Source organism: Flavobacterium limnosediminis JC2902, from assembly GCF_000498535.1.
Lineage (GTDB): Bacteria > Bacteroidota > Bacteroidia > Flavobacteriales > Flavobacteriaceae > Flavobacterium > Flavobacterium limnosediminis.
The window spans coordinates 21,055-44,428 of sequence record NZ_AVGG01000016.1; the positions used below are offsets into that span (position 1 = coordinate 21,055).

Genomic DNA, 23,374 nt, shown 5'->3' on the forward strand with positions numbered 1-23,374 from the left:
GATAAAAATAATGATTTGACTAAACATTAATCATTTTATTTGCTTACAATTACTTTTAAATTGATGTTTCCAACTTCCTTTAAATAATTATCAGTGACACCTAGAAGAGTCATTATAGATTCTGAAACATTTTGTTTTGACAAACTTGGTTGAACTATAAAAATTTCAAAATTCATTGGCTTTCTATTTTTGGCAATAGTCAAAAGTCGCTCTAAATCTTGTGCAGTACCCTTTTCTAATCTACTTCTGTCACTTCCATTTCTAATTTTCAGTTTTCTTCTTAACAAATGTTCGAAAAATTCGGTACCTCTTTTATGTTTCCAATGAATTGATTTTTGTGCTTGACCACATACTTCATAAAAATTATCTACCCGAGTATTTATGTTGCCATCTTTAGCAAATTTTAGATGGTAAAACTGTATATTTATTTCCCTGTCTGTTTCTTTAATAGTGATCACATCTGCAATTTCTCCGGAATAATCATCATCATAAATAATATCAAAATCATCCTGTAATAATCTTTGAATTACTCTATATTGAATTGAATCAATTTTAAATGGATTAACTCCTTGGGCTTCTTTACTCAAATCAATTCCTGTCCAATCCCAGGCAATAAGTCTTTCAGTTAAATATGGCTGAATAATATGTTTTAGTTCGACATATTCATTTCCTTGAAGAGCAGAACCATCTGCAAACCATATTATTGGTGGATTAGAATTCAAATATTCTGTAAAATCATTGGTTTTATTTCCTATGATAATTTCACTTTTAACTTGATCAATTTTATTGATTTTAAAATTGGGAAAATTAGAACCATCTTCATTCGTGTCTATAAAAAGCTCTTTACTATATTTTACAGAAGAGGTGGGGGTTTTTATTTCAAACTCGATTTTCCTTTGATCATTTGGATTTATAATATTTATAGAACAGTTTGATAAGCCAAATTCTTGATTGTTTATTCTGAAAGATATTTTAGATTCAGGATAATCATAAAAGTTATCATCCCAATCAATATGAGTTGGAAAAATATTTGGAATTTCAGATATAATTTCAGGTATTAGTGTCTGTCTTAGTACTTGATTTGGATCTATTGCATCATCAATAAGTTTAACCCCTATATTTTTACACCAACTAATAAATCCTTTTAAGTCACTTCTTAAATAACTCCAAATTCTACCTTTGTATGAACAACCTAAAGTTATTTTATTGCCTTGCTCATACCCTGAGCCAAATACAAATGCTTTTTGCCCTCTCTGTTGTTCAGCTATTGAAAGTGCTTCTTCTATATCAGTTCCAACTCTCATTGTAAACCGAATTTTCCGATTTAAAAATTCTTTTAATCCAACATTTTGTAATGACACTCTCTTTACATCATAAAAACTTTTAAATACATTTAATTGATTTATCATTTCAGCACTATCATTTAATATTGAATTTGCTAATTCACTATAAAATCCAGATTTATCAGAACTATGAATGAACAATAGATTTAAATCCGTATTGTAATAGAGAATTGTTAGTTCCCAATTTAATCCAAATACTTCCTTATAATTTACCCATTCAACTTCTGTTTTACTTGCAGTTATTACTACTAAAGTGTTTTCATTAGGATTATAATCCGAAAATTTGTATTCTAAATCATCATAATTCTGAAAACCATTTTTAAACTTTGAAAAATTAAAAGATTTATCCTGTGACATATTTTTATAAACCACGGTGCTTAAAGCAAATTTAATATTTTGAAATGGTATTTTAGAATTGTCTAAATGTTGAAATCCATTGATAAATTCGTTAAAGTCAACTTGTTCTTGAATTTCATCGGAACTTAATGTCGATAGCAATAAATTCCAGTCTGAATCTTGTGCGTATAATTCACTTAACTCATTCTCAGTGTTTATATCTGCTAAATTTGCAATAAAAGTAGCATTACCTAATTCATCATCTGTTGAAGTTCTTGTAAATCTTCCTGCAAACTGTAAAGTGATTGGTAGACTTTTCCTTATGTCATGAAAAACGGCAATCTTTAGCTGTGGTAAGTCAAATCCCTCCCCAAGCATGTTAACTGCAACTATAATGCGATGTTCTCCATTTATAATAGATGAAAGAATATCTTTTTTACCTGTTACCGATGAATGAATTAATACCGGATTGTAGTCTTTATATTCTTTATAAATTTCAAAAATTTCTTCAGCTCTTGTTTTATTTTCACAGCGAGCCATTAAGATATGATTATAGCCGTTATTTAAATCCTCTTGCAGTTTTTCAATGGCCTTTTCGGCAATTAATTTGTCACCTTTTTTAAAATCATACTCTCTGATTGGAATGAAGTTAATAGGTTTAAAATACCCTTGTTCCTGTGCTTTCTTTAATGAGAAATTAAATATTACTTTTCCCTCAAGTCTTTTTCTGTCATTTCTAAATGGAGTAGCTGTAAATTGAAGAATTTTTGTGTCATCAAAAAAATCTCTAACTTTTTTCCATGAACTTGCTTCGATATGGTGAGCCTCATCAATAAAAATATTTGAAAATTTTTCAGAAAATAATAAAAGATTTTCATTACTATTATTGGCTAATAAGTTCATTGTAGTAACAAGTACATTACAATTGTCTATGAAGTCAACTAAATCATTTGCGTCTGAGAAATTTTGAAATAATATCCCAACTTTTGGAAATAATGATTTTTCTCCAACAATACCAAATTGCTTTAATAGTCCGAGTTTATAAAATTTATTAGCTATTTGATTTCTAAGGGCATCGGATGGAACAGTAATTAATAATTTGTTGCATTTATTTGCAACTAATGTTCCGAGCATAGTTTCTGTTTTTCCAGTTCCAGTAGGCATTACTACTGTACCAATAGATTCGGCTATTTTTAAATGGCTAAGAATAGAGTACAGTCCTGCAATTTGTGGTTCTCTTAAGCCATTAGTCCCTTTGATTATATTTTCCTCGATATAATTAAAATCGTTATCCCAAGATTCTATTATTTCTTCATTTGTGTATTCTTTCAGTTTTGGATGTTTTATCCAAGACTTAAATTTGATTTGATTCGTTTCTAATTTTTGTTGCGTTGCTTTTTTATCGGTTAATATAACATATTCAAAATCATTAGGGAAGCTTTCTAAATTACAAGAAAGGCAGTACTCAATGCCTTTTGATTCAATAACAGAATGACTCCTGTGAGATGAAATGAAATTAAACTGAGATTTTAATTCTTTTTCTAAAAGTTGTTTTACTATGTTTTTATTCCCGACTTGTTGCCAACAATTTATATTTAATTCTGGAAGGGTAATATCTATCATAAGAGATTCTTAGTTATTGGTGTTAAGAATTTCAAATGTATGGTTTTTTCATACAAATATTGTATCGAATTCAATCCATATTTATTTTAAAATAGCAGATTTAAAGAAAATTTTTCGTTGAAAGTGTCATATCGATCATAATAAAGCTATAAAATTTTCTTAAAGTTTTCTGCGTTCTCCGAAATATCTATCTTACATGTTTGCCATCCTGATTTTTTAGATAACTAAATTATCTTGATTATTAATTTTTTTGATATGTAAATGGGCAATTTTAATCTTTCAGAATATAAATTGGTAGTTCACTATCTAGTCAATTAATGTTAGAATTCAAATATTTCACAAGAATAGTTGTATGTTTTAGATTCTTAAAAGGAATATGATATCAAGGTTTAGTTCTGGTTTATAGTTACTTAATCTTGTTTTCTCAAGTGTATTTCCAATTTTCTCAATCATAGTAGAAGATAAAATATTAGTAGAGATGGTTTTTAAAGCATGTTTGGGTTTTTAATCCAATCAAAAAAAAGTAAAAATTCACCAAATTTAGTGATGCGATATCACCAAAATTGGTGATAGGAAATATGAAACAATATTCTTTTCTTTGCCAAAATTTTAAAAACAACATTCAATGGCAAGGAATTTAATAATTATAACGGTGTTTTTCTATTGTTTTTTGGGGAATGCTCAAAAAATAAGTTTTGACTATGATATAGCTGGAAACCAGGTAAAAAGAGAATTGTGTTCAAGTTGTCCTTCAAAAAATGGAGACGAAAATATTATAGCCATTGAGAATTTGACTGAACAAGATTTGTTGAAATTTTTCCCTGAAGATGTTATTTCCTATTATCCTAATCCGGTAAAAGAGGAGCTTTTTTTGAAATGGAATCTGATTGATGGTAAAAATGTAAATAGTATAGAGATATACTCACTCAATGGTCAATTGGTAAAAAAATATACCAATCTTGATGTATCCAATAAATTAAATATCCCCTTTGGTAATTATCGTGAAGGTGTCTATATGATACTTCTTCAGTATTCAAATGGGGAGCAGAAAGATATTAAAATCATTAAAAAATAAGAAAAGGAAACATGAAGAATATTTATTTGCTGGTATTACTTTTTATAAGCCTATTTGTTAACGCTCAAGTAAAAGATTTGGGAGGTACTCCTGTTAAAGGGATAATTCCAATAAAGAGAACTGATTTAAATTCGAATAAGACACTAAATAAAGCGCAAATTGAGCAAAATCAACTGCTTGATCCAGGTGTTCCGACTGGTAACTCTACTGAAGTTGGTGTGACTCAAGGACAACTTTCGGTCTCATTAACTGGAGGTGCTAATTATAGTATTCCTATTGCAGTACCGCCGGGAATTGCTGGAGCCGAGCCTCAAATTGGGTTAGCATATAATAGCCAAGGAGGAAATGGTTTAGCAGGATTTGGCTGGAATATAACAGGTCTTTCGGTTATTACTAGAGTTCCTTCTACAAAATATCACGATAATGCTATTGATGCAGTTGACTTTGATAATTTAGATCGCTATGCGTTAGATGGTCAACGGTTAATGATGGCTAGAATAGGGGAAATATATGGAGCTAATCTAACAGTTTACGAAACCGAGAACTTTTCAAATTTAAAAATAACATCTAATGGAGTTTCTCCGTATGGAGCGAATTTTGGGCCAGAATCTTTTGTTGTAGAATATCCGGATGGTTCAAAAGCTTATTATGGCATCACTACTAATTCTCGGTCTAAAACAGAATGGGCAATCACTTACTGGGAAAATCTTCAGGGAGTAAGAATTAGTTATGTTTATAATAATTCAAATAATACTCTAAGTATTAGTAAAGTTTTATATGGCGCATTAGGTGCATCAACCCACATAAATGAGGTTCAGTTCGTCTATAATTCTAGGGAACGTGCTGAAGAATCATTTGTAGGAGGAGAAAGCTTTATAATGAATTCCATATTAAAAGAAATAAAAGTTGTAGGTAACGGTGTTGGTTTTAGAAATTATTTATTAGGACACAATGCAACAACCTTAGGCTATGAACGCCTAATTAATGTAACTGAAAAAAGTGGTGATAATACTAAAAGTTTAAATCCAACAGTATTTACTTATGAGGATTCCGAGGGAAGTAATACTTTTTTTAGTTTAAATACTACATCAGTTGGAATGTCAAATGTCAGAAACACTAATGCAGCAAATATTAATGGTGATTTTGATGGAGATGGTAAGATAGACATGATACTTTACCCAATAAGTAGTCCTTATGGGGATTGGATTAATCCTGACGCAAAGAAAAAGTATTGGTTGTATACTGACATAAATGGTGATGCCCCTAATATTGCTTATGAGCACCCTGTAGGGACTTTTGATGAAATTTTTCCTGTTTCTTGGATAACGGGAAGTGCTTCATTTGGGTATAAATTATCTCATACCCAAGGATGGAATGTTGTGAAATTAAATGGAAATGTAACAACTTTTACAACTTACTCAGCTGGAGGGGTTATGAATCCGATTAATTTGCAAGATCAAAAATCATATCAATTCCCAAAATTTACTTATGGTTATTGGAGAGTGTCATGCGGGTTGAGAAATTCGAGCAGTAATAAGACGGAGGACCCGATTGATCCAACCGATCCTGTTTGGGTTGAGGTAGTTAAAGATTTTCCAAAAATATACTTGAATGGTGATTTTAATGGTGATGCTATAACAGATTTAGTTGTTGTCGAGGGACCAGTTTCATATGAAGTGACTCAAAACTGTAATACATTTACAGCCACCCATACTAGTGGGACAGCATATTTTGTTGATTTAGATAAAAGGTTAAGCAGTAATTATGTGAATTATGCGGGTGGATTAAGCACTACTGTTAATAGTAAATTTTTTGTATGTGACGTTAATGGAGATGGTAAATCGGATATTCTAGTAATTAATCAAGGAGTTGTACACGTCTATACAATGAACGACGCTAAGCAATTAGTTTTGCTTTTTTCCAAAAATGATAGCGGGATAAAAACGGACAAGCAAATTCTAATAGGTGATTATAATGGTGATGGAAAGTCAGATTTTGTTGTTCCTCAAGAACTTGATGTAGATAATTGGAGTTTTTATTTCTCAAATGGGATTAGTTCTTTTACTGTAAAAACAACTGGTATTGGTTTACCATACTTTGCCCCAATATGTGACAATACAGTTAAGAATACTGAGATTTATCATATGGCAAATGATTTCAATGGCGATGGTAAAACGGATATTTTTCAATTTGCAAATTCAGTCCAACCGGACTCCCAATGCCATACAAATCATGATGGTGACCCATTCTTTTCAGTATTCAGATTGGCTGAAAATAAAATATCAGGAATAAATCAGATAGCGTTTAATGTTAGGGTTGAAGGAGGGATACATGATTTATATTCAGGTGATATAAGTGTTTATGGAATAAGAAGATTTCCCGTTTTGTCACTGTTAGATTATAAAAATCAAAACAACAATTTAGAGTTTTCGTTAATTATTGTTGATAAAATTCACACATTTACTTATAATAAGGATAATAAAAAAGATACAAGACTAAAAGAGATAACTTTAGGCAACGGTGTCAAAGAAGGTATAACTTATAGTCCTTTAGAACCGGAAGCAAATTCTTTTTCAGCCACCTATAATGATAGTCGTGGGACTGAAAATTATCCAAACGTGGATATTGTTGTTGCTCCTACATTCCAAGTAGTTTCAAAAATTGAAAACAGGAGTCAAACAGATTATAAAAAGCAAGAGTTTAGATATTTTGGAGCTGTTTCTAATGTTGAAGGACTGGGATTTTTAGGTTTCCGTTGTTCGTCTAAAACTAATTGGTTTAATGATGCTTTTGCTCCAATTTCTAGTTTAACTAAATTCGATATAACCAAGAGAGGTGCAATTAGTGAAAGTTATACATTTAAAGGAGATTATATTCTTTCTTCTAACTTTAATACAAATTCATTTATAAGCAAATCCGTATTTTCATATGATGGCGCTTTATTACAAAATTATGTTTATAAGATTAAAAATACGTCCTCAGTAATATATAACGGATTAGAAGGCACATCGAAAGAGAGCGTAACAACAAGTTATGATAATTATAATAATCCTTTATCTAATACTGTCTACACAAAACTAGGAACGAATATTCAAAAAACTGACATAACATCAATTGTATATTTTAATGATTTAGGAACTCCCTATATAATTGGCCGTCCAACTAAAAAGAACACGACTAGTTATGGTGTTAATGGTGTAAATCAAATGGATGCAGAAGAGATTTATTCGTATACTAATAGTTTACTTACTCGAGTTAAGAGAAAAGGCCATAATACTGATTACATTATAGAAGATAATGAGTATGATAATTTTGGAAACATCAAAAAGAAAACAATTTCGGCTAGTGGATTGACACCGAGAATTACTTCCTATGTTTACGATCCTTCAGGGCGTTTTTTAACAAAAGCTGTTGATATAGAATCGTTAGCAACGGATTATACGTATGATTTTAATAACGGATTATTAAAAACGGAAACTAAACCGGGAAACATAACTACAACCTATAATTATGATGTTTGGGGTAAAAAGAAAGAAATAAAGGATTATTTGAGTAAAAAGGTAACTATAGACTATAGTGTGTCTTCATCTGGCTACTCGTACATAACAACCACGGGTGAGGATAATAGTTATCAAAAATCTGAATATGACGATTTAGGACGATTAATAAAGGATTCTGAAAAAAATATTGATGATACTCATAGTACGGTAAATACTCAATACGATATTTACAATAGAAAAATATCTGTGAGTACGCCTTATAATGGTTTGTCGGGTAATCCTACAAGTTATACTACCTCGTCATTTGATGAATATGGGAGGCTTAGTCAAACTGTAGAGCATACAGGAAAAATAACTAATATTGACTATGACGGCTTAACCACAACTGTAAGTGATGGTATAAAGACGGAAATAATCGTTAAAGATGCAGTTGGTAATGTTGTTTCCAAAACGGATAATGGTGGAACTATCACGTATCAATATTATATAAATGGTAATTTAAAGCAATCATATTATAATGGAACCACCATTGATATAGAGCAGGATGGTTGGGGTAGGAAAAAGAAATTGACAGATCCTGCTGCCGGTGTGTATGACTATGAGTACAATATTCTCGGAGAACTTACAAAAGAAATTACTCCCAATGGTACTACATATTATAATTTGGATCGCTATGGCAGACTAGAAAGTAAATCAATTCAGGGAGTTAACACTAATTACAACATTTTTTATGCATATGTTAACGGGTTATTGGTTATGGAAGATGGGACTGATAATAATTATGGATTGCCATTTACTTTAGAATACTTTTATGATAGTTATAATAGATTAATTACTAAATACGAATCCAACGATAAATCATTTTTTGAAGTTCATTATGAGTATGATGCATTCGGAAGAGTTTTAACAGAAAAATTTATTGCAAATAATTTACAAGGCGGACAGTCTTCTACTAAAAAAATAAGAAACACTTATAAAAATGGTCATCATTGGCAGATATTAGACGATGTAACTAGCCAGATGTTATGGCAAACTAACAGCGTTAATTCACGAGGTCAATTAACGGGGGCGTCTTACGGCAATGGGATTGCAATAACAAATAGTTATGACCAATACGGTTTTCCTACCCAATTAAAACATGATAAAATAGGGACTCCTTCTGTTAACATAATGACGCTAAATACTGTTTTTGAACCATTGAGGGGTAATTTGACTAGTCGTTCCAGTAACTTGTTTAATTTGAATGAAACTTTCGAATATGACAATTTGGATAGATTAGTTAAATGGAGTATTCCTTCTGTTGTTACAGATAATAACGCTTTTGTTTCAGGTGTAGACGGATTTGTGGCAATAGCCCCTTCTACGGTTTCTAATTTCAGCGGGCAGCTTAAAGTGGCAGCGACAGGAATTGCAGGAACTAAAAAAGCAATTGTTCCCCAAGCAATAGAAGGAGAGAAAATATCAGTAAGTTTATATGTTGGTATTGGGAATACACCTAATATAAGAGTTGATATTATTGAAACAAACAGTGTAACGGGTGCTACTCAATTATTTAATAAGCTGATGATAAACAGAAATGGTACGAGAACATTTGACCACACTGTTTCTCAAAATTCTAGTATTGAAATTGAAATTAACGAATCATTCGTTGAGGTAGAAGATACAACATCATCCTATTTTTATGTTGATAATTTTGTGGTTACCAAATATCCTTTAGAAAAACAAGATTATGATGATAGGGGAAGAATAACGGCAAATAATTTAGGAACTTATAATTATAACAAAACTAATAGCACAGGTCTTCCAATACATTATCAAAATAGTTCGATAAATCCAACGCCTGATGCTTTGGCTTATTATACAGCTAAACCGTTACAAACTGTTACATATAATGTTTTTAAAGCTCCGGTTAAAATTGAACAACCGGGTATAGATATTATTAACTTTTGGTATAATGCAGCAAGTGGAAGAAGTAGTATGTTCTATGGGGGATTGCAAAGCAATATGCTCGCTCGTCCATTACGTAAGCATTACTCTGCAGATGGTTCTATGGAGATAAAACATAATACACAAACTGGAGCTGTAGAATTTATTACCTACATCGGGGGGGATGGGTACAGTGCACCTGTTGTATTTAAAAATAATGGAACAACACAAGAATATCTATATTTGCACCGGGATTACCAAGGTACGATAGTTGCGATTACCAATCAGACAGGGAATATTGTTGAAAAACGTCATTTTAATGCTTGGGGAGCTATAGTAAAGGTTCAAGATGGTGCTGGCAATAATTTAACAGGATTAACCGTTTTAGATAGAGGTTATACCGGTCATGAACATGTGCAAAGTGTTGGATTGATTCACATGAACGGTCGTTTGTACGATCCTAAATTGCATAGGTTCCTACAGCCTGATAACTATGTTCAGGATCCATATAATACTCAAAATTTCAATCGTTATGGGTATGTAATGAATAATCCGACTAAGTTCACCGATCCAAGTGGTGAATATTTTGGATTAGATGATGCTATAGCGGCTGTCGTAGGGGGGGTAATTAATTTAGGGGTAAATATATACCAAGGTAATATTCATAATTTTGGTCAAGGTCTTGCTGCTTTTGGGGCAGGTGCGGCTGCAGGTTGGTTAGCTCTGTATCCTGAATTTGGCGGCTGGGCAGCTGGAGGTGCGATAGTAGGAGCTACTAATAGCTGGTTATCAGGGGGCGATCCGATTGAAGGTGCGGTTATGGGAGGTATTTCAAGCGTCGTTGGAGGCTATGCGGGTAAATATGCGGCTGGAGCTTTGGGGGGTGTGGTTGTTAATGGGATAAAAGTGACAAGTCCACTTTTGCAGGGAACCATAGTAGGTTCATTAGTTGGAGCATTTACAAGTGGAGTGACTGGATTTAGTATGGCATTAGCTTCTGGAGCAAGTTTTGACAATGCTATAGGAGTTGGTATTGATGGAATGAGATTAGGTTTCGTTACAGGAGGAATTGCAGGTGCCGCTGGGGCATATTCTGCTGCAAAAAAAGGAGGTTATAATCTTTTTACAGGAAAAGCTAAAGCAGGAGAAGTTCTAATTGGAGGGCCTCAAAGCAAAGTTGATCAGGTTGCTTCCAAAATGCAAGTAGAAACAATTAATAGTAATAAAATTTCTAATTGGCCAAAAGATTTATTTCCATATCAAGGGAGAGATCTTATAAATCCTGCAGCTCTTGAATTTAATCAAAATTGGATTAATGATGTTATTAAGTCTAATTATAGGATTTATGATCTAGGAAGAAATGGCTATAGCCCATTTTATAATGGAATTGAAATAAATACTATCAATACTATGAATTATCAAAATGTTTATCAAACAAGAACATTTTTTAATAATAACGTGATAATAAATTATCGATTTTAATGAATTTAAATTGGGCTGAAAAATATCTTATTATTTTGTTAAGGGAAACATACCATTTTTTTTCCATACATGGATATCATATTTCTAATATCGAATATGATGGTTACAGTAGGGATGGTTTATTTGTTATGTATGAAAACTATTTAAAAAAAAATAAAATTTTTATTAAGTATACACCAGGATTTGATTTCTTAGTAATAAAAGAAGGGGGGCTTATGCGTAAACAAACTACCATTAGTGTGAGTGAGATTTTAGAGTTGAGTACATTAAATCAAATAAATGATGGTACACAAAATGAATTCGAAGTTTTTAAACAACAAGTAAGTTTGTGTGTGAAATATTTAAAAGAAAACTCTAAATTAATTTAAAAGTATGCTAAAAAAACTAATTTACTTATTGCCCTTTGCTTTTCTAGCCTGTGACTCAGACAGTGATAACAGTACTGAAAACCAAAGCCAAAATAATTTTATTGTTGAGTTGGTGCCCTCAGTTACACAAACCAATGTGGATGAAGAATTCACGGTAACCGTTAATGCAGAAGAAACCATTAAAGCCATGTGGGTTTCATTGGATCATTTTGCAACCGGTGGTTATTCTATCAGAAATTTTGGTTCGTCCTATGTGTTGCATTTTAATTTTGACACATTAGGAGAAAAAACTATTTATGTAAGATGTCAAAATGCCGCAAATCAGGTTTCGGAAAGGCAAATAGCTATCAATGTTAATCGTGGTAATGCGGTTAAAATTACTGGTGTCCAAGTTGTATCGTTTAACAACATCAATGGGACATGGGATCCGGAGTATCCAATATCCAACCCAAATCATCTGGCGGATGTTTTCTTTGGGTTTAATAAATCAAAATTGAATAGTTCTTTGGAAGAGGGGTATTGGCCACGATTATGGTACAAATCGTCAGTAAAAGAAAATCAAGGGGATCTAACGTGGAATATAAGTAGTGCAGGCTTATATGTTGATCCTTTAAAAACAATTCAAATAGGTGTTATCGATCAGGACGAACCGCCATTAGGGCAAAATCTGCTAAATAGTATTCAGGATACAAAAAGTTTTTCATTATCAGCTTACACAACTACAAAGCCAACTACAATTGCTTATTCTTATCCTGAAATAAATCTAGAATTTATTTTGCAAGTGGAATGGCCTAATTAATTTTTGGCAGCAAAATTTGATGAAGTATTGGATTTACATAGTAGTAAGTATTTATTCATTAGCCTCGTTTGCACAAGGCGAGGCTAATAATTGGTATTTTGGTCAATTTGCAGGTTTAGATTTTAGTAGTGGTACTCCGGTTCCATTTACCAACGGTCAGTTAAATACTATTGAAGGTTGTGCAACACTTTCAACTGCTGCGGGGCAATTACTGTTTTATACTGATGGAATAACTGTTTATAATCGTAACCATCAGGTGATGGTTAATGGTTCAGGTTTGTTGGGACATCCTTCATCAGCACAATCGGCAACAATAGTTCCTAAGCCGGGTTCTTCCACTTTGTACTATATTTTTACAACCGATAACGAGCATGACCCTGACGGACTGAGATACTCTATCGTTGATATGTCTTTAAATGGAGGTATGGGAGCTGTTACATCAAATAAAAATATATTGATTTATACGCCAACTATAGAAAGTTTTGCAATTACAAAGCATGCAAACGGGAATGATTTTTGGATAATATCGCATGGTTGGGAAAGTAATAGTTTTCATGCTTACTTATTAACTTCTTCTGGATTAAGCGCTACTCCTGTCACTTCTAATGTCGGTAATACGATCAGCGGTACTGGTTTTGTAGCAGCAGGGATTGCTAAAATTTCACCAAGTGGACGAAAATTGGCTTTGTCTAGTGTTTCCGATTTTGTTCAACTTTTTGATTTTAATAATGTAACAGGCGTTATTTCAAATGCCCGAACAGTAATTGAAGAGCCTTGGGAATTATACGGTGTAGAATTTTCACCAAATGAAGAAATTTTATACGTTACCAATGTTTTTAATAAAGTGTATCAATTCGACTTGAATGCTGCGGACATTCCAAGTTCTAAAATCACACTATATAATTCAAGCAGATTGCCTTCGGCGTTACAAATGGGGCCGGATGGAAAGATTTATGTAGCAGTTTATAATCAAAATAAACTGGGCGTTATTAATAATCCCAATGTTTTGGGTTTGGGTTGTAATTTTCAAATTGATGCAATTGATTTGGGAGGAAGAATTAGTCAAGGTGGACTTCCTTCTTTTAGTCAATCGTTTTTCTTTAGTCCAGCAATTGTTGCAGACAATGCCTGTGTAGGGCAATCAACTACTTTTGAATTAAATACCAACCAAACCATTACAAGTGCTACATGGAATTTCGGTGATGGTAATACATCAAACAACTTAAATGCAAGTCATGTGTATGCTTCTCCGGGTGTTTACACGGTATCAGTTGCTGCAGTGAGTTCTATTGGAATTGGTACGCAAACAAGAGATATTGTTATCTCAGCTGTTCCCACTGCCACACAACCACAGGATATAAAAACATGTGATACGGATAATAACGGTTTTTATAATTTCGATTTAACTAGCAGAAACAATGCTATTTTAAACGGGCAAAGCCCTTCGCAATATTCCATCAGATATTTTGCCAATGCAACAGACTATACTAATAATATAGCCATTGCAACTCCTGCAAGTTATCCAAATGTGGCAGCTTATCAATCGCAAACAATAATTGCGGAAGTAAGTAATAATGCCAATGGAGATTGCAAGGCCACAACGAGTTTTGTAATTCAGGTATTTGAAACACCACTTCCTTCAACTGTAGTGTCATCAATACAAACCTGTGATAATACTTCTGTCGGAACCGATGTCGATGGTCGTGTGCTTTTTAATTTAACGCAGCGAGCAACGGCTATTTTGAATGGGCAGTCAGTAAGTGATTTTTCCTTAACTTATTACAAAGACAGTGCCTTAACACAGCAAATTACTACGCCAACAAGTTATGCCAATACGAATCCAACGGAAACGATTTGGGTTAAAATGACTAATATTCAAAATCCAGCTTGTTTCGCGGTTACCTCATTCGATATTGAAGTGTTTTCATTGCCTGTTGTAAATGCTGTAGTGACGTTAAAACAATGTGATGACAATCAGGATGGATTCAGTGCTTTCAATCTGGATGAAGCGATTACGCTTGCAGTAACGTCCACTAGTGGCCTGACATTTTCGTTTTTTGAATCATCTTCTGAAGCAAACAGCAACAGTAATCCAATTACCAATGTACCTGTTTATACCAACCAAATTGTAAACAACGATACGGTTTACATCAGAGTACAAAATGCAAATGGATGTCACAGAGTTACTCAATTGAATTTAGTGGTTTCCACAACACAAATTCCTGCAAACTTCCCACAAAGAATAGTTGCGGTTTGTGATGATATTGTTTCAGGAAGTAATACAGATGGCATTGCAACTTTCGATTTCAGCAATGTTGATGGGCAAATTCGAGCGTTATTTCCTGTTGGACAACAACTCGACATTACCTATTACAAAAATTTAGCAGATGCTTTAGCGGAACAAAATACGATTATCGACATTTCAAATTACACCAATATTGGGTATCCTAATTTGCAAAACATTTATGTCAGGGTAGACAGCCAGTTAAACAACGAATGTTTAGGCTTAGGAGATCACATAACGTTGAATGTGGAAAGTATTCCGATTGTTCAGCCACAAGTGCTTGAACATTGTGATGACAATCAGGATGGTATTTATGCTTTTGATACAACGAATTTGCAAAGCGCGTTGTTAAATGGATTAACAAACGTAACGGTAAGTTACACCGACCAAACCGGAAATCCGTTACCAAGCCCACTGCCGAATCCTTTTGCAACGAGCTCTCAAACGATAACTGTAACCGTCGCAAACAACACTGCAATGGCTTGCAATTATTCGTCAACCATTCGATTTATTGTTGATGATTTACCGGAAGCATTTCAAATCCCGGTTACTTTAACAACCGTTTGTGACGATGAAACGGATCCCGCTATCCAAAACGGGAGTTATCCGTTCAATACAACCACATTCCAATCGACAATATTGGGAAGTCAAACCGGAATGACAGTTGCTTATTTCGACGGGAATAATAATCCGCTGCCAAGCCCACTTCCAAATCCGTTTAATTCAGCAACACAGAATATCAGAGTAGAAGTTGTTAATTCCATAAATAATAATTGTTCAGCAACAATGACCATCCCGCTTGTTGTAAATCCAGTTCCGGTTATTCAATTAACAGGTGAAGAGTTGGTGTGCAGTGATAATCTGAATTTTACCAAAGTAATCAATTCAGGACTTTTAGATGAATCGATCATAGCTAATTTTACCTATACCTGGTATTTAAACAGCAATCTTATCGTTGGAGAAAACAATTATGCATTAACGGTAAATCAGGAAGGTGTTTATACGGTTGATGTCAGTAATGCGAATGGTTGTATAAGAACCAGAACGATAACTGTAATGGCTTCCGATATCGCCACTATTACCAATGTGGAAGTAACGGATTTATCCAATGATAATTCCATAGTTGTACATGTTACCGGTCAAGGAGATTATGTCTATAGTCTTGATAATATGAATTTTCAGCAATCAAATGTATTTACCGGTCTTGAAGCCGGGATTTATAATGTTTACGTAAAAGATCTGAACGGTTGTGGTACAACACCACCTAAGGAAGTTAGCGTGTTGGGAATTCCGAATTTCTTCACACCTAATGGAGATGGATATAATGATTTTTGGAACATTAAAGGAGTAGGTAAAAGCTATGCTAATGCAACAACAATTTACATCTTCAACAGATACGGAAAACTATTGAAACAATTAAGCCCGCACAGTCCGGGTTGGGACGGAGTTTATAATGGTCAATCTTTGCCTTCCGATGATTATTGGTTTTCTATCGAGCTTCAGGATGGTAGGATATTTAAGGGACATTTTGCGTTGAAGAGGTAGTAATCATAATTTCCTCTTGGATATTTAATTAAAATAGTAACTTTGTAGAGTAAAGACAATGTAACAAGTTTTAACGGCTCTATTATTTATAACCGGTACGTTGCGTTGTCTTTATTTTCTTTATTGGTGCTAAATTTCCTAAAAATATCCTTTAGTGATTGTTACATAGAAAATTTCAGTTCTTAACTGCCCATCTAATTTTCCTTTCGTTATATGCCAAATTACAGTGTAAGTTTCCCATTGCAACTAGCTTAGTTTTTTTTAGAAATGATTGCAATGGTATTTTAAAGATGTCAAGTGTAATTATTTTAAATTAGTTCCTAAAACTTTTGCCATTGAGTTCAATAAAGTTAAACTTCCCATAGATTCTATCTAAAACTCTGCCACCATACCTGTAAAAATTTTCAATAGCAGCCTCCATATTATTAGGATTTTCTTCGGAATAGTTACTTGTAATTATTGAGTTGATTATGGGGTTATCACACCGTTTAAAAAGAATCTCTTTATAGATATCTGTTTTACCGTAACGAGAGGCTTCTTTTTCACTTTTTAGATCATCAATAACCCGGAAGCCATTGCAATATTTTTCATAAAAAAGTTCGATTTCCTCTTGCGGTAGATTTTCATATTCATGAACAACATCAATCGCTTTTTCAAATTTGAGCGTAACAGTTGATTTGAAAATGGTGTTTAACATGTATTGGAAAGTTAACAAGCAGGAGCTTTTACCGGTACCGTATCCTCCTATGATTATTAATCCTTTATCTAAAGAAATATAGGTGTTTGGAACATTGTACAGCAATGGAGAGAGGTGAAAATTAGTTTCATTTTTGAAATAGTATATTAGAGTGTATACAAATGCTATTGTTTCATTTGTTTCAATAAACGCTTTGCCGTTAATTTCAGAATAGTATTTTTTGAAATAATTATAGATTGTGTTAGCCTTCAGATCTTTTGGTAATAAAGGCTTGATAATGGGCTTATATAATCTGTTTTCTATTGAGGTTTGCAGAATTTTGTTCAAATTCAAATCCATATTTATCTGTTTTTAATTATTTGTTTTTTTTCAGGCTTGTTTGTTCCAAAGGTTTTCCAGTTGGAAAGGCGGGTCTCTAAGTTCCAAAATTCTTCATTCTCAAATTTCAGCCGCCCAGTTTGCCTGTTTTCTTCAGTCCAGTATTTAAAAAATGAGTTTAAAGTTTCAATAGAAAATTTATTCTTGAATTGAAAAATTTCTTTTTGAAATAGATCTATTCTTTCTTTAATATCTTTTTCTTTATTTACTTTATTAGTTGTTGTGGGTTGATTGTTTGTTGTTTGTGTTCGGATTGTTGATTGATTGTTATTCTGTTCGTTATGTACGGAATTGATTTTGTCGAATATTGTTGATTTTAGGATAGTTATCTTAGTGAACCTGTTTGTGCTTTTTGTTACTATATAACCTGTTTTTTTAAGTTTATTTAAGGAGGTGCGAATTACATTTTCAGATAATTTGAGTTCTTTACTTAAATTGTTCAATGAAGTTATTAATTCACCTGGATTTATGATGTTTCCTTGCCATCTTTTTGATATATAATTTGACTTTAGCAGAAGATGAATCATTAGTCGAAATGTATTGCCGTCTTGATACCATTCCCATTCCAAGTAGGTTCTCTTTAACTTTACAAATCCTTTATCTATTTGTTCTTCCATGATTTTTATTAATTAAATAAACAACAGTTTTTGTTTCAATATCATAATAGGGTAACTTTCCATAGAGATCGTTTTGTAAATTCAATATTCTATGGTATCTGAGATTTAATGAGTTTTTTAACTGATTAAGATCCTTTTTCGTTGCCGGCTTATTCTCATCACTAGTAAGTAAGTTTGTAACGAAGTTGACAGCTAACGTTCCGGCAGCGGCATTACCAACTCCAGCCCAACTCATTTTTTCAACCTTCTGGGGTTTGTTTTCAATTCCCGTGTTCTCTGTTTTTTGAACGGAATTGTTTTTGTTTTTTAAGTTGAATGCATTGGTTCTACAACTGTTGCTGCAAAAACGTTGCTTGCGTCTTCTGTTGGGTTTGTACTCTTTGCCGCAATACTGACAGATATATAGATATTTTTCCATGTGCGTAAGTTTTACGTTAGATTAACGATTAAACAGTGGATTTTTAGCTAAATACTCGTCAGCACGAGCTTCTAAATCGCTTTTTGATTTACTTTTTCCATCTTGTAACCAGTTTAGAATATCCTGTTTAGAAAAACGAAGCATCTTTCCTTTTTTGATAAAAGGAATCGTGTTACGATGAACGTGACCATATATGGTAGCCTTGGTTAGCCCGATAAGTTTTGTTAACTCATCAATAGTTAAAAATTCATCTTCCTGAGTTGCGTTTGGAGTTAATTGCAACTCTTTTTTAATGTTTGCCGTGATTTGCTCAACGAGTACTTTTATACCTTCATCGGAGAGCATGTAAAATTGATTGTTTTGCATGTTTCAAAGTTCCGGTATAGAAAAGGTGTTGTGATATGTGTTTTAAAGTGTGTGATATTGAAAAAAGTAAGCGATTGTTTTTGAGGTAATTAATTGTGTTTTGTGTTTTTTTTAATTTTAAAAATTATTTTTTGTAGGTGCTAATCTTAAAAAAACATTAAAAAGTGTGTGCTTAAATTAATAAGTTATTTGCTGTTTTTAGCTTTTTTTTCGTTTAAAGCAATTTTTGCTTTAAGTAATGTGCTTTTTTTTGATAGATATTTCGTTACACTTCTCAGTTTTGATTTTTTAGTTTTGCTAATAAGAATATCAAATATGGCATCTTGAGTCTTAAGTTCTTTGTCTACATATTCAATTCCAGATGTTAGAATTCTATAATTAAATGAATTTTTATAATTATCACCTGCTAAAGAGGATATATCATTCAAATTCACAATAGATAAAACCTTATAAAATTCTGTGCATTCTATTTTTAAAGCCCCTTCAGTGTCTTTATTGTATTCTTCAAGTATTTTGTAGGTTGTCATTAATAGTAACCCTTTTTCGATATCACTAAAATCCTCATTTTTTTTCGTGTTATCAGTCATTATATTTTCGTTTGTATTTTTTTGTTTTTCTGATGTGTCTACAATTGTTTCTATGTTATTATTTGAAGGATAAAGTCTTTTTCTAAGTTCATTGAACAATGGAGTGTCTTCATAATGAATATTGTCATAATTTTCAATTTTGAAACGACCAAAATCATTAAGTTTATACATCATGTCATATAGAGTACTCTGGTTCCTAAATAACCTGGCAATTTCTTTTAAACCTCTATAATTTGCTAAATCTTCTATCATTAATATGAAAGAATAGTTCTGGGGTAATTGATTTGTTGAAAGTTTGTTGTAAAATTCAGTTATCTCATTTTTCAGAACAAGTTCAATATGATCTTCGTCATATTTGCTTAGAGAATTTTCAAAATACCTTTCAAGATTAGTGAGGCTTTCATTCTTACTAATAATATTCACTCCCAAATGTGTTTCTAATAATTCTAATGTTCTGTTATAGGCAAAATTAGAATTGCGTTTTTCTTTTTTTAATGATTCTAGGCTTTGTCTTGCGATTGCCTCCCCATTTTCTAATGCAAGATTATAGTATTTGTTATATGTGTCAAGATAGTCCATCCAATTTCAAATTAATTCGGTTAGCAGCTTCAATTTTGTTTTTGTCTAATACTTTGGTGTAAATCTGTGTTGTTGAGACATTCTTATGCCCGAGTAATTTCGATACGGTATAAATGTCGGTTCCGTTGGCTAATTGCAGTGTTGCATAGCTGTGTCTGAAATTATGGAACGATATTTTTTTATTTATTCCGGATTCCTCAAGCCACAATTTCAAAGGTCTCGTAATTTGTGGATATTCTATATCTCCAAAAACCAAACCTTCAGTTGTATTCTGTGACTTTAGAATATTATAAGCGGTTTCAGAGATTGGGTGGTTTTTAATGGATTGTGTTTTCTGTTCTCTCAGCAGAATATAATTACCCTGATGTTTGTCGCTGTATATGTTTTTCCAATCTAAGTTTTTGATATCTACAAAACGCAAACCTGTTAAGGCCGAAAACAACGCCATGTGTTTTACCTTTTCAATTTTTATGGGAGTGTTCCATAATTTCGCAAGTTCTTCTTCGGTTAAATATTCGCGGTGTGTTTCTTCTTCCTTTATGAACTCAGCATCTTCAGCCAGATTTTTTTCTATGAGATTTCGTTTGTAAGCTAATTTTAAAACTGAAACAAAATTTTTGAAGTAAGATGAAGCTGTATTTCGTGAAATTTTCTTAGGTTCTTCCAGATTGCGTCTTAGCTCGGCATTTAATAGATAATTACGATATCTTTTAACGAATGTCAAATCAAGCTGATTGCTCATCACTAATCCATTGCAAAATTCACTAAAGTGACTAAGAGATGCTTTCCATGAATTGTAATTTGATTTGCTTCCTTTGTTATAGTAATCATCGACAATGCCTTGATAAAAACCTACTAAATCGACGCTTAAATTTACATTCTCTTTGAATCCAAACTCCTTGTTTCTTAACTGAACCTCTCGCTTCGATTTGACTAAACTTGCAAGCTCCAAAGTATCACTATTGTATTTTTTTTCTTCTTGAGTTTTTGGAGTCTTGAGGATATGAAAATTTAAAAACTCACGGCGTGTTTCTTTACCCGTTTCAGGATGAATGATAGGAGGGTAGTAATCTAAGTATAGACTCACTTTGTCTGTCTTCAGAGATTTTTGCCTTAGTGTTACTTTAGTCATTTACAAATATTTTATCGATGTCCTCTTTTCTTACTAGTACATGTTTGCCAAAATTCTTTTTAGGAATTTCAAGTCGGCTCAATATTCTATATAGTGCACCATTTGAAATATTATATTTTTTTAAAACCTCATTTATAGTATAAGAATTTTCTAAAGTAATTAGTTTTTTCAGATGGTCTCTATCAATATTGGTACCATTCAGATTTATGTCAAAATAACTGTCAATATCTTTTCGTCTGATTAATATTTTCCGAATTGAAAAATTATATGAATTGATTTCCTTCTCTGCAACCAATCTGTATACCGTCCGAACAGACATATTTAAAATGAAGGCAGTTTCCTTCACCGTTAGAAAATCTTTTTTATTGATTTCCTCTAAAGGAGGCAATTTTAGTTCCGTAGCTTTTTCTATGGTTTTAATACTCTTTTGTTGATGAAGTATTTTATAGTGTCTGCTATTACATTTAAGGGAACAATATCTTGTTTTTGTCGTTTTGGCGACAAACTCATTTTTGCAATGTTCACACCTTTTTTTAATGTTAAGATTTGAGCTCATTTTGACTATAATTTGACCAAGCTTATGATTTATTTGCCTATGTTGTTAAGTAATTTAAGGTGAAATAAGTGCCATAATTTCGCCAATAATTTCAAAGATAACAAATAAATTTAAACGAGGTACAAGTGAGGTACAAATCAGTAAAAAATCGTGGAAAATATTAATTAATTGTAAAACATTGTAAACAAATAAAAACCCACTTAAAATGCGGGTTTGTTGTGGAATTTTAATTAAAATTATATAATTTTTTACTTACATTATTTTCCGATACAGAAATTAGCAAAAATATTCCCAAGCAGTTCATCGTTAGTAACCTGACCCGTAATCTCTCCGAAATAATACAACGCCTGACGAATGTCAATCGCCATCAAATCGGCAGAAATACCGCTCTGTAATCCCCACTGTACTTTCTGGATTTCCTCTAAGGCTTTCAGTAAAGAGTCGTAGTGACGCGTGTTGGTTACTATGGTTTCGTTGTTGCGTAGGGCACCGGTGTTTACAAAAGAAAGCAGTTTACTTTTCAGTTCGTCTACACCTAAATTCTCTTTGGCGCTGATTAAAAGGATGTCTGGTATTAAGGCTTTCAGTTCAACCTGTTCCGTTTCAGTTAGTTTATCGGCTTTATTTCCGATGATTAACAAAGGTTTTAGCGGGAACTGATTCTGAATCTTAGCAATCTCCTTCTGAAGTTGTGAGCCTGTTGTCTTAAAATCAGTACTGTCGAACAAATACACCACTACCTGGGCCTGTTCCATCTTCTCGAAGGTCTTTCGGATACCGATGCTTTCCACAACATCTTTGGTTTCACGAATCCCGGCCGTATCGATAAATCGGAAGCCGATACCTTCAATCACCAATTCGTCTTCGATAGTGTCTCGGGTTGTACCGGCTATGTCGGATACGATCGCGCGTTCTTCGTTCAGTAAGGCGTTCAGTAGTGTGGATTTCCCGACATTCGGTTCGCCAACAATCGCCACGGGAATACCGTTTTTGATTACATTTCCTACTGCAAATGAATCGATAAGACGTTTTAAGACGAATTCGATTCGGTTTAATAAATCATGGAATTGCGAACGGTCGGCAAATTCAACGTCTTCTTCTGCAAAGTCCAATTCTAATTCTATGAGGGAAGCGAAGTTTAAAAGTTCTTCACGCAGTTTGGCAATCTCGGTACTGAAACCGCCGCGCATCTGCTGCATGGCAATCTGATGTGAGGCTTCATTATCAGAAGCAATAAGATCGGCTACGGCTTCGGCTTGCGATAAGTCCATTTTACCATTCAAAAACGATCGTAAGGTAAATTCACCCGGCTGCGCCATGCGACAACCTTTACGAAGCAGTAATTGGATAATCTGCTGTTGGATGTAGGTTGAACCATGACATGAAATCTCTACTGTATTTTCACCTGTGTAGGAATTCGTTCCGATAAAAAGAGACAACAAAACCTGATCCAATACTTTATTTCCGTCAACAATATGGCCTAAATGCAGTGTATGGGTTTTTTGTCTGGTAATATCCTTGCCGGAAACCGACTGAAAAACCAGCGAAGCAATGGCAATGGCATCTTTACCCGAAATACGGATTACGGCAATCGCACCCGCTCCGGAAGGTGTTGCTAAGGCTACAATAGTATCGTTTGAAATCATTTTTAGTTACAAAGTTACAGAGCGGCAAAGGTACAAAGTTTTTAGGTTTCTGAGTTGCTTAGTTTCTGAGTAACTGAGTAACTGAGTGGCTGAGTAAGAGTAAAGAGTAAAGAGTAA

Annotated in this window: 14 protein-coding genes; 5 read left to right on the forward strand and 9 right to left on the reverse strand. The window is 33.2% G+C overall.

All coding sequences use genetic code 11. The features are described 5' to 3' along the window. Window positions 1-35: 35 nt before the first annotated feature. Window positions 36-3,302: a DEAD/DEAH box helicase gene (locus FLJC2902T_RS10865; RefSeq protein WP_023579840.1), complete on the reverse strand. Its 3,267-nt coding sequence runs from the start codon at window positions 3,300-3,302 to the stop codon at window positions 36-38. 625 nt (window positions 3,303-3,927) lie between these two features. Here FLJC2902T_RS10865 and FLJC2902T_RS10870 point away from each other — a divergent pair. Genes FLJC2902T_RS10870 through FLJC2902T_RS10890 form a run of 5 tightly spaced genes read left to right on the forward strand, consistent with a single transcriptional unit; the run spans window position 3,928 to window position 16,281 of the window. Next, window positions 3,928-4,377 carry a T9SS type A sorting domain-containing protein gene (locus FLJC2902T_RS10870; protein WP_023579842.1) on the forward strand — a complete coding sequence of 150 codons (450 nt, stop codon included), beginning with the start codon at window positions 3,928-3,930 and terminating at the stop codon, window positions 4,375-4,377. Window positions 4,378-4,388: 11 nt separating this feature from the next. Beyond that, the gene (locus FLJC2902T_RS10875; RefSeq protein WP_023579843.1) at window positions 4,389-11,285 is read left to right on the forward strand and encodes an RHS repeat domain-containing protein; all 6,897 of its coding nucleotides are present in this window, start codon (window positions 4,389-4,391) and stop codon (window positions 11,283-11,285) included. After that, window positions 11,285-11,653 carry a hypothetical protein gene (locus tag FLJC2902T_RS10880; RefSeq protein ID WP_035678413.1) on the forward strand — a complete coding sequence of 123 codons (369 nt, stop codon included), beginning with the start codon at window positions 11,285-11,287 and terminating at the stop codon, window positions 11,651-11,653. Before FLJC2902T_RS10875 ends, FLJC2902T_RS10880 begins: the two co-directional genes overlap by 1 nt. Before the next feature lie 4 nt (window positions 11,654-11,657). Further along, the gene (locus FLJC2902T_RS10885) at window positions 11,658-12,452 is read left to right on the forward strand and encodes a hypothetical protein (RefSeq protein WP_023579845.1); all 795 of its coding nucleotides are present in this window, start codon (window positions 11,658-11,660) and stop codon (window positions 12,450-12,452) included. Between the two features lie 19 nt (window positions 12,453-12,471). After that, window positions 12,472-16,281 carry a T9SS type B sorting domain-containing protein gene (locus tag FLJC2902T_RS10890; protein ID WP_023579846.1) on the forward strand — a complete coding sequence of 1,270 codons (3,810 nt, stop codon included), beginning with the start codon at window positions 12,472-12,474 and terminating at the stop codon, window positions 16,279-16,281. A gap of 313 nt (window positions 16,282-16,594) precedes the next feature. Here the strand turns inward: FLJC2902T_RS10890 and FLJC2902T_RS10895 are convergent, their stop codons facing one another. The 8 genes from FLJC2902T_RS10895 to mnmE all read right to left on the reverse strand — a co-directional run bounded on the left by FLJC2902T_RS10895 (window position 16,595) and on the right by mnmE (window position 23,257). Then, entirely contained in the window at window positions 16,595-17,317 is a 723-nt protein-coding gene (locus FLJC2902T_RS10895) for a hypothetical protein (RefSeq protein ID WP_023579847.1), read from the reverse strand. A gap of 2 nt (window positions 17,318-17,319) precedes the next feature. Further along, window positions 17,320-17,973 (reverse strand): hypothetical protein, encoded by a 654-nt coding sequence (locus FLJC2902T_RS10900; RefSeq protein ID WP_023579848.1) that lies wholly within the window; start codon window positions 17,971-17,973, stop codon window positions 17,320-17,322. Then, a complete protein-coding gene (locus FLJC2902T_RS10905; protein ID WP_035678414.1) occupies window positions 17,954-18,391 on the reverse strand; it encodes a hypothetical protein in 438 nt (145 codons plus the stop codon). Before FLJC2902T_RS10905 ends, FLJC2902T_RS10900 begins: the two co-directional genes overlap by 20 nt. A 21-nt stretch (window positions 18,392-18,412) precedes the next feature. After that, the gene (locus FLJC2902T_RS10910) at window positions 18,413-18,757 is read right to left on the reverse strand and encodes a helix-turn-helix domain-containing protein (RefSeq protein ID WP_023579849.1); all 345 of its coding nucleotides are present in this window, start codon (window positions 18,755-18,757) and stop codon (window positions 18,413-18,415) included. A 185-nt stretch (window positions 18,758-18,942) separates the two neighbouring features. Then, window positions 18,943-19,923 (reverse strand): hypothetical protein, encoded by a 981-nt coding sequence (locus FLJC2902T_RS10915; protein ID WP_035678416.1) that lies wholly within the window; start codon window positions 19,921-19,923, stop codon window positions 18,943-18,945. Further along, entirely contained in the window at window positions 19,910-21,055 is a 1,146-nt protein-coding gene (locus FLJC2902T_RS10920; RefSeq protein WP_035678418.1) for a tyrosine-type recombinase/integrase, read from the reverse strand. The genes FLJC2902T_RS10915 and FLJC2902T_RS10920 overlap by 14 nt, the downstream gene beginning before the upstream one ends. Next, window positions 21,048-21,611, reverse strand: coding sequence for a helix-turn-helix domain-containing protein (locus tag FLJC2902T_RS10925; protein WP_023579851.1), 564 nt, complete (start codon window positions 21,609-21,611; stop codon window positions 21,048-21,050). The genes FLJC2902T_RS10920 and FLJC2902T_RS10925 overlap by 8 nt, the downstream gene beginning before the upstream one ends. A gap of 257 nt (window positions 21,612-21,868) precedes the next feature. Continuing rightward, window positions 21,869-23,257, reverse strand: coding sequence for a tRNA uridine-5-carboxymethylaminomethyl(34) synthesis GTPase MnmE (gene mnmE / locus FLJC2902T_RS10930; protein ID WP_023579852.1), 1,389 nt, complete (start codon window positions 23,255-23,257; stop codon window positions 21,869-21,871). Between the last annotated feature and the right edge of the window lie 117 nt (window positions 23,258-23,374).

Bases quoted from the DNA above. Each gene is read 5' to 3' on its own strand.
- FLJC2902T_RS10865 (WP_023579840.1), bottom strand. From the start codon at position 3,302: ATGATAGATATTACCCTTCCAGAATTAAATATAAATTGTTGGCAACAA.
- FLJC2902T_RS10870 (WP_023579842.1), top strand. From the start codon at position 3,928: ATGGCAAGGAATTTAATAATTATAACGGTGTTTTTCTATTGTTTTTTG.
- FLJC2902T_RS10875 (WP_023579843.1), top strand. From the start codon at position 4,389: ATGAAGAATATTTATTTGCTGGTATTACTTTTTATAAGCCTATTTGTT.
- FLJC2902T_RS10880 (WP_035678413.1), top strand. From the start codon at position 11,285: ATGAATTTAAATTGGGCTGAAAAATATCTTATTATTTTGTTAAGGGAA.
- FLJC2902T_RS10885 (WP_023579845.1), top strand. From the start codon at position 11,658: ATGCTAAAAAAACTAATTTACTTATTGCCCTTTGCTTTTCTAGCCTGT.
- FLJC2902T_RS10890 (WP_023579846.1), top strand. From the start codon at position 12,472: ATGAAGTATTGGATTTACATAGTAGTAAGTATTTATTCATTAGCCTCG.
- FLJC2902T_RS10895 (WP_023579847.1), bottom strand. From the start codon at position 17,317: ATGGATTTGAATTTGAACAAAATTCTGCAAACCTCAATAGAAAACAGA.
- FLJC2902T_RS10900 (WP_023579848.1), bottom strand. From the start codon at position 17,973: ATGGAAGAACAAATAGATAAAGGATTTGTAAAGTTAAAGAGAACCTAC.
- FLJC2902T_RS10905 (WP_035678414.1), bottom strand. From the start codon at position 18,391: ATGGAAAAATATCTATATATCTGTCAGTATTGCGGCAAAGAGTACAAA.
- FLJC2902T_RS10910 (WP_023579849.1), bottom strand. From the start codon at position 18,757: ATGCAAAACAATCAATTTTACATGCTCTCCGATGAAGGTATAAAAGTA.
- FLJC2902T_RS10915 (WP_035678416.1), bottom strand. From the start codon at position 19,923: ATGGACTATCTTGACACATATAACAAATACTATAATCTTGCATTAGAA.
- FLJC2902T_RS10920 (WP_035678418.1), bottom strand. From the start codon at position 21,055: ATGACTAAAGTAACACTAAGGCAAAAATCTCTGAAGACAGACAAAGTG.
- FLJC2902T_RS10925 (WP_023579851.1), bottom strand. From the start codon at position 21,611: ATGAGCTCAAATCTTAACATTAAAAAAAGGTGTGAACATTGCAAAAAT.
- mnmE (WP_023579852.1), bottom strand. From the start codon at position 23,257: ATGATTTCAAACGATACTATTGTAGCCTTAGCAACACCTTCCGGAGCG.